The sequence below is a fragment of the Natrarchaeobius chitinivorans genome (assembly GCF_003841505.1).
Lineage (GTDB): Archaea > Halobacteriota > Halobacteria > Halobacteriales > Natrialbaceae > Natrarchaeobius > Natrarchaeobius chitinivorans.
In genome coordinates, this window is the sequence record NZ_REGA01000029.1 from 1 (window position 1) to 14,385 (window position 14,385).

Sequence of the window (14,385 nt, forward strand, 5' to 3'; positions counted from 1 at the left end):
GACCACGCCGAGTTCCTCGGCGTGCTCTTCGAGGAACTCGGAGGGAAACAATGTAGTGAGCCGACGCATAATCCGAGATGAGGAGGTTTCGTTGTGCACACTCGATACCTCCTCATTCCTTCCGAAAAGTATCCACGATAAGCTGTCGCTGTCACGTGGTTTCACGCTTAGCTAAAGACGGATAATCGTAGTCCCAATGAGACGAGTAGGCTGCGTACTTGAGTCCCTGAAAGTCCACAGTCCCCTGTAACGAACCTCGTTTTAGCTCGATCACGACCACGTTGCCATCTCGATCGATCCCGAGTAAGTCGATCGCGTCTCCGATTCGTTGGACTGCTACTTCCCTTCCGATGATGAGAAACTCCTCGCCGAGAATCGATTTTGGATCGCTGATGATCCACTCACGAAGATCGTCCTCTCGGAAGTCCCTGTCCGACATCGAAACGGACTCGAGAGAGGTGACTTCCTTATCGGAGCCAACCCGAAGCATGGTTTCTGTCTACTGTCGTGATGCTAATAGATTACCGATTATAGCTCAGGCAACTACTGAATTCTCTTCCACTATCTATTTGGTAAGGCTTGCTAATAGCATTCCATGATCCAGAGATGGGCGTACTATTCCGAATACAACATCTCAGATCTCGAGTCCGGTGATTACGGCCAATGTCATTTAAGTATCTAAAGAGTAAGCTCTGGGACGCTCCCGAAATAGCAATTAGAGATATTACAGCCGACGTTTGGAGTTTTTACGGCTATACCACAGACACGGATCCCGAATCACAACATCAGGGAGTTGACGTCATTGCCACACAGGCGCACCCCTACCAACGCAAGGAAGTGATTCAGATCGATCACAGTAGCAATGATCCTGTCGAGAGTTCTCTAATACAGCAGGCTTCTGCTCTGCCCAGACAAGAACAGGCAGATGACGTCATTCTCGTGACTACCGGTTCCCTCACAGAAAATGCAGTAACCCTCGCTGCTGATCTCGAGGTTCACGTGGTCGACACTGACCAACTCTGTTCCACGATTCATGCGGCCGACCTCTACTCTACGGTCGCAAAATACGTACAAGTCAACGATTCACGGAAACAGCGCATTCATCTCGAAACGGTCACGGATAGAATCGTAGCAAATACTCCCATCAACTCTGCACAGGCAGTCTATGAAGAGCTACGTGCCTTCTTCGAAAACCATCCTGCCGCTCCTCGAATTGAGGAGCAACCGACACTCAATGCTTTTTCGGACGCCAATTCTCAAGACTGGCAGCATTCAACGACCGTTAGATGGCCTTCCCAACCAAGACCAGAGGCGGAAGCTGTCGCTGACCACCTTATCGAAGAGCTATCGAAACAAGATATCCCGGCGGTAGAACCACCAGTTCTAGCATCATCGATCTCTCTTGGGCTGAATGAAAATATTGGCAAGCCGCTCACAGAAGCATCTGCTTCAGAACTCGCTGAGTGGTACATCCGAGACTTCGATAGATCACAGGTGCCGTTAGCTGTAGAGGATCCCGGATTAGCGGTTGACATCGCGGAGGACGTCATTACGACCGATGAGTCAGTTGCGGGTAATAAGCTACGAGTCGCCGGCGAACTGAATCGGCGATACGATGAAATGTACGACTCAAGCGAGTAGGGTCTGAATTAGACCCCGAAGTACCTCAAGTGACAGAATCCGAGGAAAAAATTCTGCTGACGCGTTCTTCAATGGTGTGCCGGTGCAGTTCCTCAACACCCGCTTCCACCATTCGCTCTCGAGTCCTGTGTTTGTCGTACGATTCTTGCTCTTCGTGTCGATTCGGGAGCAATCTATAGACATCGTGGAGGTTGACATCAGAGATAACGGTGATCTCGTCTGACTTTTCGGGGCGCGCGCGAACCTGCCATCGAACACCGTCAGTTGCGAAGCCGATGGTCGGTTCACCGAGATCGCTTTCGAGATAGTTGATGATATCCTGCTCCGCGTACTCGAATTTGTTCGGCGTCTTGATTTCGCCGATCACCGCGCAGTCAACGCCACTGTCCATATTCCGAACCTCGAAGTCCGGCCTCGATTTATCCCATTTCGGGTATCCGTAGGGCTGCGTCCATACCGTGTAATCAAAAACGGAGAGTGCAGGCCAGATCAGTTGCTCTTCCACGAAGCGTTCCGGCTCCTGACCGATGTGCTTCCCCTTGAGATACTTTCCTTCCCGAGCAGTGTGCGTCAGATGAGCGGGTACACCACGATTGGAGAATTCGTCAGCATATCCCTCTAAAACACGGAGCAACTGTTCCGCTATGGAAGAGTGATCGCGGAACGTCGTGTTACCCTCATCGCTATTAACCATCTCAGACGATCACTATATCTGAACTATTATAACGTATTCTCTTTCGTCATTGTGTGGATAATTGGTGAGCGACAAATAGAAGACACAGCAAGAGAATCGTGCCAGTATCATGTCCACTGATTATCCCTCTGATTGGAATTCTAGACGGAAGCGGGTTTACGAGAGAGACGACTACACGTGTCAAAACTGCGGTATAGCGGGTGGCCCATACGGAAATGCAGAACTCCATGCTCATCACGTGGTTCCAAAAAGCCGGGGAGGAACACACGACGTATCGAATCTACTCACGTTATGTAGCCAGTGTCACAAGACCGTTCATAACAAGAATACTCACGCCCCAACAGCCTACCAAGATCACGGGCAAGAGTTCGGGTACTCCGAACCGGATTACGGGGATCTTGCAGACGCAGTTTTCGACGATACGCTCACTATCGTTTCTGCAGCCGGTGAGTTACTGATCTCCACTCAAGAACGACTCGAAGCAGGATCACTCGACTTCGAAGACGTGTTGGAGGCGGAAAACGAGCTTCGGATCGGTATTATCAGTACGTTCGAACATATTGACCAGCTCCGTTCTAGCTCCGCCCTTGGCTATCCCTCTGACTTGGTGGAATCTGCGGAGATGTGTATCGACGAGGCTGAAGAGTTGCTCATAATCGTGATGACGACACTTGATCTGATCGAGGAATGTATTTTCGACCTTGTCGATCAAGTGACGAGTTGCCCGACCTGCGGTACCGACGTAGACGAATCGGACGCGTTTTGCGGTGGCTGTGGTTCCGATCTTCAGGAAATGATTCCGACGTGTCCGTCCTGCGATTCTGAAGTGTCGACGGAGGATACGTTTTGCCGGAGTTGTGGTGAGGAGTTGGCCGATCACGAAGGGCCGATTTTAGGCACAGCTCAGATCAGCCCAGATTGGAACCGACGGATGGAAAAGAATCTGCAGGAGCTAGATCAGGCGATTGAACGATACGTGATCTCACAGATACACGTCCAAATCCAGATTCGGCTCCAATCTGAAACACTAACGACGGTAGCTTGGGATCACTGCCCCTCCTGCGGTTACCCCCAAGGGGCCCTCCGATCTACGAAAGGTATCGAATGCGTAGCCTGTGATAGTGAATGGACGGATAAAGGGATCATCAATCGCGAACTCAAAATGACCAGAGGGGATGAGAAAGGTAAATCGATGCCGGCGTCAGAGTGGGAGCGGCTAGGAGAACAAAGATACGAAGAAAAGCGGTTCCGAGACGTATTGTTCTCGGACTCCTTTTTCAAATGAGGTACTAGTCCCTCTCCTACGACAACTGAAAGTCGAACTCGATCTAAGAATCGTGCTATCTACATTCAAGTGATACCGAAACAACACCCCGACAAATGAAGAATGACGGCCTCGTGGACGCTGAGATCCGTCACCGAGGATGTGGGTGAATTAGTCGACGAAGCGGGAGACGGTGAATCTTTAGAGGAACACCTATTGACCGTTCGCGCTAACCGTCTCAAATCGGGGCAACCGGACTCCGAACTCCGTTCACTTTCCCATCTCGACGAAGAATCGGTCAAACCCCTTGAACAGAGGTCACAGCCGTCCATCGGGCCCTGTTCGAGATGGATAATTGCATCAGGCAGAATCGTGAGATGCATGCGTTCAACAATACCTTCGAAGATATCATCGAGAAGTACGTGCTGGAGCAACTGTACCACAGGATCGACCTCTTCGATCATCGGTCGGCGAGTCGAACGAGATCTGATCCGGATTGGCGAGATCGGCCGAATTCGAAGGTAAAGTATTCGAGCGACTACTGATCGGTATCCTCGCTCTGAGAAAGCGGGGGAATTGGATCATTCGGCTTGGGTAAGTCCCCAAGTTCGTCTTTCTCAAACTCGGATGAGCGCCACGCAAGGACGTTTTCCTTCCTCTGGACGTATCCAACAGTTGAGCCAAGTAATTCAGCTACATCCTCGTATGTGTTCTGCTCAGCACACAACAGACAAAGAACGGTAAAATCTTGCCGATCTAGATTTGCCTGTTCTAAGTCCCGTTCGATGCGACGAACAAGGAAATCCTCACACGAACGAAGGAATTCCATTATCGTCTCGAAGAGTCGAATCTCCTCTGTTGTTGCGTCTTCTTCATTATCTGGCAATTGCTCGAAGGAAACCCCCTGAGAGACATCTCGATTACCTAGACTACCAAGATTGATCTTCCAGCGGAGATCAGCTATCTCAACAATGTCTGACCCTTCGAGTAGACTGAATCGATGCTGATGTTCGTCCTCCCAGTGTTGGCGAGCTTCCCTAAGTGCGTCTTCGCACTTCTTTCCGACATATTCGGTCGGGCCGTTTTCAGCGATAAGCCTCGCCGCTGTTTTACCGGTAATATCTAAGATACCTGCTACGGCTTCATCGATCTCAACCAATCTCTCATTAACCCATTCTGACTCATGAGTTTCCTCCATCGCGGTACGGCGGCGTGGGTCGTGAACCAACGAATCCCTTAGATCCTTTATATCCCGCACTTTCGAATCAAGGTCTTTCGAGATTACACCATTATCTTTCAGTATCTTGAGTCGTTGATCCTGAGAGAGGTAGTTGATTCTTCTTTTGTTCTCCCAGAGTCGGTGCTCTTCCCTGTAGATTTCATTGAAAAGTGCTTCTGAGGTTAGTTCCTCAGTGAGTGCTGTCGCAAGGAGTAAATGAGCGACAAACTCTCGTTGAATTCGGGGAGTTACACCTCCTTCATTGTCGAGGTGGTTCGCAAGCGAATCGCGCGTCTCGATATATTGAACTAATGTATTGTCCGCTTTTCCAAGAATTTTGTTTTTACTCTCGACAAATCCGAGGAGCAAGACGGACTTGGGGGTGAGGCTGTGATCCGCTGCGACTTCCGTTAGTTTTTGCCGGAGTGTCTCCGGGAGATGTCGACTGAGATAGGAATCTTCATCATATGCTTGCGGTAAATTGTCGGGTAGATTGTCAGAAATTTTCTCAAATCGTTCGTCTTGTAAGAGTCCATCAATCGAGGAACGAACATTATCTGGATCCTCCTCAACCAGAGATTCAACTCTGTATAGGTCTCCGTCTATCCAGAGAACCGTTTCGAGTTTGGATTCAACCCGGAATTCGGAGGGTTGACCAACATCGACGTGGTATCGAGTCAGTACAAAGTCGCGGCTATAATCACCTAGAAATGGAACGTCATCACACTTTGGACATGGCATCCAACAAAAACTGAATCAGGTCAGACTTATCGACGATATTCACGACGGACAACCTCAAGGTCGCGATTCTGCTGTCTTGCAACGAATTCGAGGTACTGTTCCGTCGTCTCGAATCGCTCTACTTGACTCATTGTTCTATCCCTGCTAGGGCCTATGTCCGCTAGAGGGTTATAGTACTAGGGATACTTTCAGAGTACTATCTAGGCTATCTTGGGGGAAATACAAATACACGGTGGATAGAATGATTGACTAGATGGTATCTGACGACCTTGTCGATGTCGAATTCCGTCATGAGGAAGGCGACGTATTGGCCGGCCAGTCGGGTGGTATATACTCACTGACGGATCATCTCCTCACGGCTCGAGCCAATCGCCTCCAAGCTGGTCAGGCAGATACCGAACTCCGATCACTCTCACACCTCGACGAAGAGAGCGTCAAGCTCCTTGAGCATCAGGTCACAGCCGCCCATAGGGCCTTGTTCGAGATGGACGGCAAGGCACTACTCGCCGATGAGGTCGGCCTCGGGAAGACCATCGAGGTCGGAATGATTCTCAAAGAGATGCACTACCGCGACACGAGCGATTCGGTGCTGATCCTTACGCCGGCACAACTCGCTCAACAGTGGCAGGCGGAGATGCTCGAGAAGTTCGGAATCGAATTCGTCTGCAACTACGACGACGAGTTCGAGGGATTCGCCGCACATGACCGTATCATTGCGAGCATCGACACGGCCAAGAGCGATCGACACCGGAAGACCGTCCTCGCCCGGGACTGGGATGTCCTCGTTCTCGACGAAGCCCACTACGTGAAGAACGAGGACACCGATCGCTACGATCTTCTTGATCGGCTCTCCTACGACTACGCGTTCTTCCTCACCGCGACGCCGATCCAGAACGACGTTACCGACCTCTACAACATCATCTCTCTGCTTCGACCGGGTCTCTTCGGCACACGAGAGGGATTTCATAACTACTTCGTCAACAAATCGCAGGAGAAGCTGGTCAACCGGAACGAGCTGCAGAAACGGTTGAGTGAAGTTATGATTCGTAATCGCCGCGAGGAGACGGATATCGACTTCACAAAGCGCAACGTGACCACACGGACATTCGAGCAATCGACTGCGGAACGCGACCTCTACGAGGCGGTCACCGACTACGTCCGAACGGCCTACGGCGAGGATCAGGGCCAAAAGCTAGTTCTCATGACTCTTCAGAAGGAGGTCGTCAGCAGTCCCGCCGCTCTTGAGGGAACAGTCAGGAGCCAACTCGACGACGATGACGGACAGCCGGCCCACGACACGCTCCTCAAGCAAATCCTCGAGTGTATCGAGGCCATCGATACGCCGACCAAGCAAGAACGCGTCCAACGGATCGTCCGCGAAGCACAGGAACGCGTCGAGAAGGGGCGGGTCATCGTGTTCACGCAGTTCCGCGCCACGCAACAGCAACTCTTGGAGACGTTCGCCGACGAGGGATATGCGACGCACGCGTTTCACGGCGGGCACTCGAGCGACGAGAAGGAGGAGATCGTCGAGCAGTTCGAGGAGGAAGGCGGCGTCCTCGTCTCGACGGACGCGATGAACGAGGGACGCAACCTCCAGTTCTGCAACGTGATGGTCAATTTCGACTTGCCGTGGAACCCGATGAAAGTCGAGCAGCGAATCGGGCGGATCCATCGAATCGGCCAAGATCGCGAGGTGTACGTGTTCAACATCGCCCTCGAAGACACTATCGAGGAGTACGTGCTGGATCGGCTATACCACAAGATCGACCTCTTCAACCAGTCGGTTGGCGAGTTGAGCGAGATCCTGACTCGGCTTGAAGAGACCGGCCGCAACTTCGAGGATGAAGTCTTCGAGCGTCTTGTGGACGCGGATTCGGAAATCGAACTGGAGAACAACTTCGACGAGATGGCCGTCGATCTACAGGAGCAGCGCGACCTCGCCGACAAGGTCGAGGACTTCAACAGCGGCGTGTTCGAGGGATTCGACTTGGGGGCCAGCGATGACTGACGCTGCGGTGCCTGTAACCGAACAGGCGGTCGAGCAGTTCGTTGAAGACTATCTCGTATCCCTCGGCGCCGAAATCCGAAAGGAAGGGAACCGATGGAGTGTATTGCTTCCTGACGACGCCGAAACTACTCTCGAGTTGGACGACGCAGTGTTGGAAGTCGCTCCAGATCCGGACGAGGTCGGTCAAGACGCGTTCGCCATCGCCCCGGAGAGCGAATTCGTCGAGCGGTTGATCGACGAGGCTGCAGAACGGACGCCGGTCGGTTCGATGATGCTCACGGGCGATGATCTCGAGGTACGATTACCGCCGTGGATAGCGGAGGGGCCAGCCGAGGTTTCGGAACACGCGTTCACGCCGTACTACGATCGACGGGCCCTGTGTGCGCTCGTCCACGTCGGGATCGAAACGGTGAGCGAGTATCAGACGGAAGAACTGGTCTCGGTGGCCGTCGATCTCAACAGCAACGACGAGCGTCCGCGTCTCGCCGAAACCTACCTCGAACTGTTCGAGGCGTCGCTCGATCGCACCCTCGAAGAGGGCGGGTCACTCGACGAAACCGACCTTTCTGAATCGCTCGAAGCCGCGATGTCGATAGCTGAGCGAGAAGTCAGTTCGACCGTACGAGAGGTACGGGAGCGAGCGACGCGTGCCGCCGAAGTTGACCTCGACGAGTACCGACAATTCGTTCGTCAACGCCGCGAGGAACTGGACGATGATATCCGGCGGTTAACTCGGCGAATCGATGATGCAAACGATACGATCGACGATGCAACCGACCAACAGGAGCGAGTCGATGCCCTGCGAAAGCGGAAGGAACTGCGCGCGGAGCGCGACGACCTCCGCTCAGAACAGGAGAAACTGGCGGCCGAGATCCGAGACGGATTTCCAGAGGAGCGCCGTGAAATTCGAGACCGGCACTCCCTCACCGTTCGCCTCCAACCCGTCGCCGTCACGACCGTCACGTACGAGCGCGGAGATCTCGACGTTTCCCTCCGAGTGGACGACGCGTCGGCTTCCAGATCCTACCCCTACGCGGTCGGCATCGGGATAATGGAGAATCCGGCCTGTGAGCAATGTGGACGAGAACTGAGCGGCGAGAATGCGGCCACAATATCCGGTGAATCGCTCGTCGGAACGGCCTGCTGTGAGAGATAGAACGCCGTTATCGGCCGACGCGGTAAAGAAGCAGGTCGGCGTGTGAGGAGAGGATGTCCCCAGTCAGCGCATCGACGGCTGCCGCATCATTAGAGATTCCAAACGCCGCAACGCTCGCAGGATTCCGGTAGCCGATGTCCTCGAGCGTTGTGCGAACCTCGGACTGAAGCTCGGCGTTCCCCACGTCGATGGTTGGAACGCCAGCATCCCGGAGAGCATCGAGGGCTGCGGGCGTCCGCGACACGACGACGCCACCTGTACTCAAGAAGGCGCGTTCCTCGATAAGTGCGGTGGTCAACCGTTCGTTTCGATGGTCTTCCCCGAGGGCCGTCTCCAAGTCCACTCCTGCGGAGGACGCGTCTTCCGCTTCGAAGGGCTTGATGTCGTTCTGTTCGAGCAGCTCGAGAATATCTTCGCGGTACGCTCTGTTAGCCTGTCCTCGATAGAAGTTCCACACGTCTGTTTTCTGGACGTCGAACTGCTCACGTCGATCGATCAGTTGGCGAAAGGAGGCAGGGACGTAGAGGTTGCCGACGCGCGGGGTTGTCGGTGAGAAGTCAAGCGTCGCCTGCGTTTGCGCCTCCAACACGGTGGAGGTTTCGAGCCGATCGAGCGAGGTGCCTGAAGCCAACAAGGATGGATCGAGCATCACGTCGATCGGTGGCTGAAGTTTTTCGTCGAGTTCCGTTCGGAGTGAGCCGAAGCCGCTGCTCATTGCGTCCGGCTACGCATCGGGTGTTGTTAAACCAACTAGGTGTCGACTGACGAGCGAACGGCCACATCACAGATTATGGCGATTCGGGACTTCTCCCTGCGCGGTTCATTTCGCTATTCGACCCCCTGAGACAGTGGAGCTTTATCCCGCGCCGGCCGACGTCCGAACGGATGCCACGTCTGGCAGATGAGACGTTGGTTGCCGCTCACGAGACGGTACTCGATCGTTGGAAGAAGACGAAATCGGAACAGTACTGGAAACTTCACGAGAGCGTCCGACAGGATCCGATCTATCGGCCCCTCCGCCCGTCTACGGCGGAAGAGGAGTTCTACCGGGAGCGCGAAGCGTATCTCGACGCGCTTCCGCGGTTTCGGTTGCGCGCCATCTACGACCCGCTCTGGGCTGAGGATTGCGCGTCTGAACCGGTCGTCATAGTCGAAGACAGGAAGCGAATGGGAATCTACAGGGACGACGCGTCGGCAATCGAGCGCGGCACCGTCGATTGGCCGAGCGACGTTGCCGAGTTCGCCCGCGAAGCAATGCGAGACCCCGACGCGGTAGAGCCGTCAGCGGAGGCCGGATTCGCCGAAAACCCCTGCTTCGAAGAGGAGTTTTCGAAGCAACTGTTCGATCTGTTTCCGGGGGACGTGGTGCGAGATGCTGCGGCCGCGTGGAACGTCGACGAATACGACGTCTATCGCGCGCTCGACGAGCTTCAAGTCACGCTCGTTCCAGACCTGCTCGATCTGGTGCGCGAGCACGACGTCGAAACGATCGACACCAACTCCGTCGTGCTCGTCACGGAAGGCCAGTTGATCGACGAGGTGCTCTTCGGGTACGGCGAAGCGGTTCGCTCGGCGGTCACCACCGCGCACGCATCGCGTTGTGACGTCGACGAAAGCGCGTCCGGTCAGCCGGTTCTCGTCGGGTGTTCCGAAAAGGCCATCCGACGCGTCCGCAGAACGTTGGGGCGAGAGCCATCTCTGGCTGACGTAGAGGAATAGTTACGCGTCGGCCGGCTTTTTTGGAGCTGCGAGTTGCACACTCAACTCGTCGCGGGAGGGCGGACACCCCCGCAAGATCGCTAGACGCACTCACATCGCCAAATCGATGATCGCTGTAATAAAGAACCCGCTGCGGGATGCGAACTCACGACCGCAAGCGACAGAAGCGGGCCGGGCGCGATTTGAACACGCGACCGTCTGATTAAGAGTCAGACGCTCTGCCTAACTGAGCTACCGGCCCTCATCACCGACTTTTCGACGTGCGTTCAAATACGTTTCCCTTGGGTTCCGGCGTGTGAGGGGCCACCATTCGTCTCGCTCGAGGGCGGATCCGATCGGAATTTTCGAAACGTACCAATCTTCGGGAGCGTTAAGTGTGGTCGGTCCGACCACATGACCAATGAGTACGGGGGTTACGATTTCGTCGATCTCTGACTACGCGATTCTCGGCTGCGGGAGCGTGGGGTATGCCGTCGCGGAGGAACTCGTCGAACAGGGAAAGGACGTTCTCATCGTCGACCGCGACGAGAGTCGCGTGGAATCGCTTCGTGATCAAGACCTGGACGCGCGAACTGCCGACATCCGCGAACCGGAAGCCGCGGACCTCGTCGCCGACCGCGACGTCGTTCTCATCCTCGCGTCGGACGTCGAATCCAACAAGCGCGCGGTCTCTCACATTCGCGACGAAGCCGACGATCAGTTCGTCGTCGCGCGAGCGAGCGATCCCGTCTCGGGCGACGAACTCTCGGAACTCGGTGCCGACATCGTCATCAACCCGTCGTCGGTGATCGCCGAATCCGCCCTTCGTGCACTCGAGTCCGGCGAACTCGAGTACAACACCGGCAAACTCGCCCAGTTGGTAGAGGAGACGTCGACGCGACTCGCGATCGTCACCCAGGACAGCCCCGATCCGGACTCGATCGCGAGCGCAGCCGCGCTTCAGGCGATCGCAGACCACCTCGGCGTCGAGTCCGATATCATCTATCTCGGAGACGTCGGCCATCAGGAGAATCGCGCGTTCGTCAACCTGCTCGGAATCGATCTGCTCCAGTGGGACGAACTCGAGGATCGGTCGGCGTACGACACCGTTGCACTGGTCGATCACGCGACGTCGACCGAGATGGATCTCCCGGTCGACGCGGTTATCGACCACCACGAGGCCGAGGCGGAGTACGAACCGGAGTTCGTCGACATCCGACCGAACATGTCCTCGACGTCGACGATCGTGACGAAGTACATCCAGGAGTTCGATATGAACGTCTCCGAGGAAGTCGCCACCGCCTTGCTCTATGGCATCCGCGCGGAGACGCTCGATTTCAAACGCGATACGACACCCGCCGACCTCACTGCGGCCGCCTACCTCTATCCGTTCGCGAACCACGATACCCTAGAACAGGTCGAATCGCCGTCGATGTCACCCGAAACGCTCGACGTGCTCGCGGAAGCGATCGCCAACCGAGACGTTCAGGGAAGTCACCTCGTCTCGAACGCCGGCCTCGTCCGCGATCGGGAGGCGCTGACGCAGGCGGCCAGTCACCTCCTGAACCTCGAGGGCGTGACGACGACTGCGGTGTTCGGAATCGCCGAAGAGACTATCTTTCTCGCCGGCCGCTCGAAGGACATCCGGATCAACATCGGTAAGGTGTTAGACGACGCCTACGGCGAGATGGGCGAGACGGCCGGCCACTCGACGCAGGCAAGCGCCGAAATCCCGCTCGGCATCTTCACCGGGATCGAGATTTCGGAGGATACTCGGGATACGTTACTCGAGTTGACCGAAGAGGCGGTCAAGCGGACCCTGTTCGACGCGATGGGCGTCGACGGGACCGAAGGATCGAACGGCAGTTAAGCGAGAACTTCGTCGCGCTCTTCGTCGGGGTCGCGGACGCGTTCGACGACGTCGTTGACCAGAACGACGTCACCGACCGCACGGACCCAGCGATACGGAACGATGACACCCTGTTCCGCTCGCGCTTCCTCGGTAAACAGTTCTGCGTTCAGGTTTCCGAGTGCGATCCCGGTGACCGTTTCGCTGTTCAGGTTCAGTTGAAGATCTTCGACTTCGCCGACGAAGACGCCGCTGTTCGAGTACACCTCGCGTCCGACGAGGGAGGTAATCTCCTGTGGAGTGTCGTCCATATCTCAGCCCATGTGTGGCTTACTCTTAATTGTTGGTTAGACCTGACAGTCACTAGGGTTGTGATGCCACAGCACAGGCCGAAGTTGTGGTACCCAGCGCAGATCAGGGGAGTACGGTACCACAGCACAGATCAGAGAGTTGTGATACCGCAGTGCGGAGAGCGTAGTCGTTGCGTATCGATACGCTGGGGGGAAAATCGGTACACTCCCGTGTCCTACTCGAGGGGCCACCATGCACGACGCTAATCACAAGGCCGCAAGCGGTGAGTGACGGTTCGACAGGTGCTTGATACGGATCGCTGTAACGTTTACCGGTGATCGCTCGAACGGGGCAGCGACCACCGGTAAAGAATTACAACGGACCATACGACTCCCGGAATCGTTCGAAAAAGCGAACGGAGCAGTCGACTACGATTCGAATTCGATCGTGTCGGTCACGTGGTATCCGTCCTCGTCGAACTCGAAGAGGTCGTAGGTAACGGCCTCCATGTCGCCGTTATCGTCGAAGTTGACGGCGCTCGAGGCACCCTGATACTGGATCTCTTCGCCGTTTGCTGCCATGTCGAGACCGTCGGCGAGGTTGCTCGGACCGATCTCTTCGCCGCCGGGGTTGGCGACTTCGCGGATCTCGGCGCTCACGGCGGAGCCCGAGAGGTCGCCGGCTCGAAGCTGTGCGAGGATGTGGACGGCGGTGGCGTCGTAGGCCTGGCCGGTGAAAACCCCCGGCCCCTCGCCGTACTCGTCCTCGAACATTTCGTTGAACGTTTCGGCTTCCGGACCACGTGCCGACGGTGCCGTGCCGATCACGTTCGACATCGGGTTGTCGACGTTTCCAGGTAAGGCGTTGTCCTGGAGGCCGTCGGGGACCATGATCGTGTGGTCGTTGTCGAAATTGATGTAGTAATCCCGGAAGATCTGTTCGCCGCTGTCCGGGTAGCCGATGACGACCATCAGGTCGGGGTCGTCGGCGAGTGCACTCTGGAGTTCGGAGTCGTACGACGGCTGTTCGGGTTCGAACGCGACTTCTTCGTAGACCTCCCCACCGAGGTCTTCGAAGTTCGAGACGATCGTGTCCTGCAGTCCCTGTCCGTAGTCGTTGTTCAGGAAGAACGTCGACAGCGTTTCGGCACCCTCCTCTTCGTAGGCAATCTCGGCCATCGCCTCGCCCTGCCAGGCGTCACTGGGGGCGGTTCGCAGGAGGTAGTCGCCGTCCATGTCGGTGATGTCCGGCGACGTACTCGCGGGGGAGATACCGACGACCTCATTCGGGAAGAAGATGTCCTCCGCGACGGCGATCGTCACCGCCGAGGACGCCGCGCCGGTAACCGACGGGTATCCGGCGTCGGCGAGTGCCTGCGCGCCACTGATTCCCGCCTGCGGGTCGGTTTCGGTATCCTCCTCCCGAATGTCGATGTCGTAGGCGACGCCCTCGTCCTCGAGTTGTCGACCGGGAAGGATCGCTGCGTCCCGGATCGGTGCACCGAGGCTTCCGAGGTCGCCGGTGACCGGAAGCAACGTCCCCACCATCACGTCCGGCTCGTCGCTGTCACCGGTACCGTTGCCATTTCCATTCCCGTTGCCGTTTCCGTTGCCATTTCCATTCCCGTTGCCGTTGCCCTCGCCGTTGCCATCGAGACAGCCGGCGAGCGCGACACCGGTTCCGGCACCGATTCCACCGAGCACCCTTCGTCTACTGACTTTCCGCACCATATCCAGAGTATTGGAGTGTGTAAATATAAAGTGTTTGTGTGGCCATCACGAATCACGGAGGTGATCGCTCGTCCGGTATCTCCGAGCGGAT

At 55.9% G+C, this 14,385-nt stretch carries 12 protein-coding genes and 1 tRNA gene; 6 read left to right on the forward strand and 7 right to left on the reverse strand.

Features of this window, described 5'->3' with window-relative positions; all coding sequences use genetic code 11:
- Positions 1 to 151: 151 nt before the first annotated feature.
- Positions 152 to 490 carry an endonuclease NucS domain-containing protein gene (locus EA473_RS20815; protein WP_124197544.1) on the reverse strand — a complete coding sequence of 113 codons (339 nt, stop codon included), beginning with the start codon at positions 488 to 490 and terminating at the stop codon, positions 152 to 154.
- 173 nt (positions 491 to 663) lie between these two features.
- On the opposite strand from EA473_RS20815, the gene EA473_RS20820 reads away from it, so the two are divergent.
- Positions 664 to 1,641, forward strand: a complete 978-nt coding sequence (locus tag EA473_RS20820) for a restriction endonuclease (RefSeq protein ID WP_124197545.1) — start codon at positions 664 to 666, stop codon at positions 1,639 to 1,641.
- Positions 1,642 to 1,666: 25 nt separating this feature from the next.
- On the opposite strand, the gene EA473_RS20825 is transcribed toward EA473_RS20820, so the two are convergent.
- The gene (locus tag EA473_RS20825) at positions 1,667 to 2,335 is read right to left on the reverse strand and encodes a hypothetical protein (protein ID WP_124197546.1); all 669 of its coding nucleotides are present in this window, start codon (positions 2,333 to 2,335) and stop codon (positions 1,667 to 1,669) included.
- A 109-nt stretch (positions 2,336 to 2,444) separates the two neighbouring features.
- On the opposite strand from EA473_RS20825, the gene EA473_RS20830 reads away from it, so the two are divergent.
- A complete protein-coding gene (locus tag EA473_RS20830; protein WP_124197547.1) occupies positions 2,445 to 3,620 on the forward strand; it encodes a zinc ribbon domain-containing protein in 1,176 nt (391 codons plus the stop codon).
- Between the two features lie 517 nt (positions 3,621 to 4,137).
- Here the strand turns inward: EA473_RS20830 and EA473_RS20835 are convergent.
- On the reverse strand, positions 4,138 to 5,559 hold the full coding sequence (locus EA473_RS20835; protein ID WP_124197548.1) for a hypothetical protein: 1,422 nt from the start codon (positions 5,557 to 5,559) through the stop codon (positions 4,138 to 4,140).
- 253 nt (positions 5,560 to 5,812) lie between these two features.
- Between EA473_RS20835 and EA473_RS20840 the strand changes: the two genes are divergently transcribed.
- Both EA473_RS20840 and EA473_RS20845 read left to right on the forward strand, forming a co-directional pair.
- A complete protein-coding gene (locus EA473_RS20840) occupies positions 5,813 to 7,570 on the forward strand; it encodes a DEAD/DEAH box helicase (protein WP_124197549.1) in 1,758 nt (585 codons plus the stop codon).
- Positions 7,563 to 8,726 carry a hypothetical protein gene (locus EA473_RS20845; RefSeq protein ID WP_124197550.1) on the forward strand — a complete coding sequence of 388 codons (1,164 nt, stop codon included), beginning with the start codon at positions 7,563 to 7,565 and terminating at the stop codon, positions 8,724 to 8,726. Before EA473_RS20840 ends, EA473_RS20845 begins: the two co-directional genes overlap by 8 nt.
- Positions 8,727 to 8,733: 7 nt before the next feature.
- Here the strand turns inward: EA473_RS20845 and EA473_RS20850 are convergent, their stop codons facing one another.
- Positions 8,734 to 9,441, reverse strand: coding sequence for a hypothetical protein (locus EA473_RS20850; protein WP_124197551.1), 708 nt, complete (start codon positions 9,439 to 9,441; stop codon positions 8,734 to 8,736).
- A gap of 170 nt (positions 9,442 to 9,611) precedes the next feature.
- Between EA473_RS20850 and EA473_RS20855 the strand changes: the two genes are divergently transcribed.
- A complete protein-coding gene (locus EA473_RS20855) occupies positions 9,612 to 10,445 on the forward strand; it encodes a hypothetical protein (RefSeq protein WP_124197552.1) in 834 nt (277 codons plus the stop codon).
- A 167-nt stretch (positions 10,446 to 10,612) separates the two neighbouring features.
- Here the strand turns inward: EA473_RS20855 and EA473_RS20860 are convergent.
- Positions 10,613 to 10,686 (reverse strand) — tRNA-Lys (locus tag EA473_RS20860).
- 159 nt (positions 10,687 to 10,845) lie between these two features.
- Between EA473_RS20860 and EA473_RS20865 the strand changes: the two genes are divergently transcribed.
- A complete protein-coding gene (locus EA473_RS20865) occupies positions 10,846 to 12,294 on the forward strand; it encodes a DHH family phosphoesterase (protein WP_124197553.1) in 1,449 nt (482 codons plus the stop codon).
- Here the strand turns inward: EA473_RS20865 and EA473_RS20870 are convergent.
- Complete coding sequence (locus EA473_RS20870; protein ID WP_124197554.1) at positions 12,291 to 12,584, reverse strand: PRC-barrel domain-containing protein; 294 nt, start codon at positions 12,582 to 12,584, stop codon at positions 12,291 to 12,293. The two genes, EA473_RS20865 and EA473_RS20870, sit on opposite strands and share 4 nt — an antisense overlap.
- Before the next feature lie 408 nt (positions 12,585 to 12,992).
- Complete coding sequence (locus tag EA473_RS20875; protein WP_124197555.1) at positions 12,993 to 14,294, reverse strand: ABC transporter substrate-binding protein; 1,302 nt, start codon at positions 14,292 to 14,294, stop codon at positions 12,993 to 12,995.
- Positions 14,295 to 14,385 lie beyond the last annotated feature (91 nt).

Excerpts from the sequence above, each read along its gene's own strand:
- EA473_RS20815 (WP_124197544.1), bottom strand. The coding sequence starts at position 490 with ATGCTTCGGGTTGGCTCCGATAAGGAAGTCACCTCTCTCGAGTCCGTT.
- EA473_RS20820 (WP_124197545.1), top strand. The coding sequence starts at position 664 with ATGTCATTTAAGTATCTAAAGAGTAAGCTCTGGGACGCTCCCGAAATA.
- EA473_RS20825 (WP_124197546.1), bottom strand. The coding sequence starts at position 2,335 with ATGGTTAATAGCGATGAGGGTAACACGACGTTCCGCGATCACTCTTCC.
- EA473_RS20830 (WP_124197547.1), top strand. The coding sequence starts at position 2,445 with ATGTCCACTGATTATCCCTCTGATTGGAATTCTAGACGGAAGCGGGTT.
- EA473_RS20835 (WP_124197548.1), bottom strand. The coding sequence starts at position 5,559 with ATGCCATGTCCAAAGTGTGATGACGTTCCATTTCTAGGTGATTATAGC.
- EA473_RS20840 (WP_124197549.1), top strand. The coding sequence starts at position 5,813 with ATGGTATCTGACGACCTTGTCGATGTCGAATTCCGTCATGAGGAAGGC.
- EA473_RS20845 (WP_124197550.1), top strand. The coding sequence starts at position 7,563 with ATGACTGACGCTGCGGTGCCTGTAACCGAACAGGCGGTCGAGCAGTTC.
- EA473_RS20850 (WP_124197551.1), bottom strand. The coding sequence starts at position 9,441 with ATGAGCAGCGGCTTCGGCTCACTCCGAACGGAACTCGACGAAAAACTT.
- EA473_RS20855 (WP_124197552.1), top strand. The coding sequence starts at position 9,612 with ATGCCACGTCTGGCAGATGAGACGTTGGTTGCCGCTCACGAGACGGTA.
- EA473_RS20865 (WP_124197553.1), top strand. The coding sequence starts at position 10,846 with ATGAGTACGGGGGTTACGATTTCGTCGATCTCTGACTACGCGATTCTC.
- EA473_RS20870 (WP_124197554.1), bottom strand. The coding sequence starts at position 12,584 with ATGGACGACACTCCACAGGAGATTACCTCCCTCGTCGGACGCGAGGTG.
- EA473_RS20875 (WP_124197555.1), bottom strand. The coding sequence starts at position 14,294 with ATGGTGCGGAAAGTCAGTAGACGAAGGGTGCTCGGTGGAATCGGTGCC.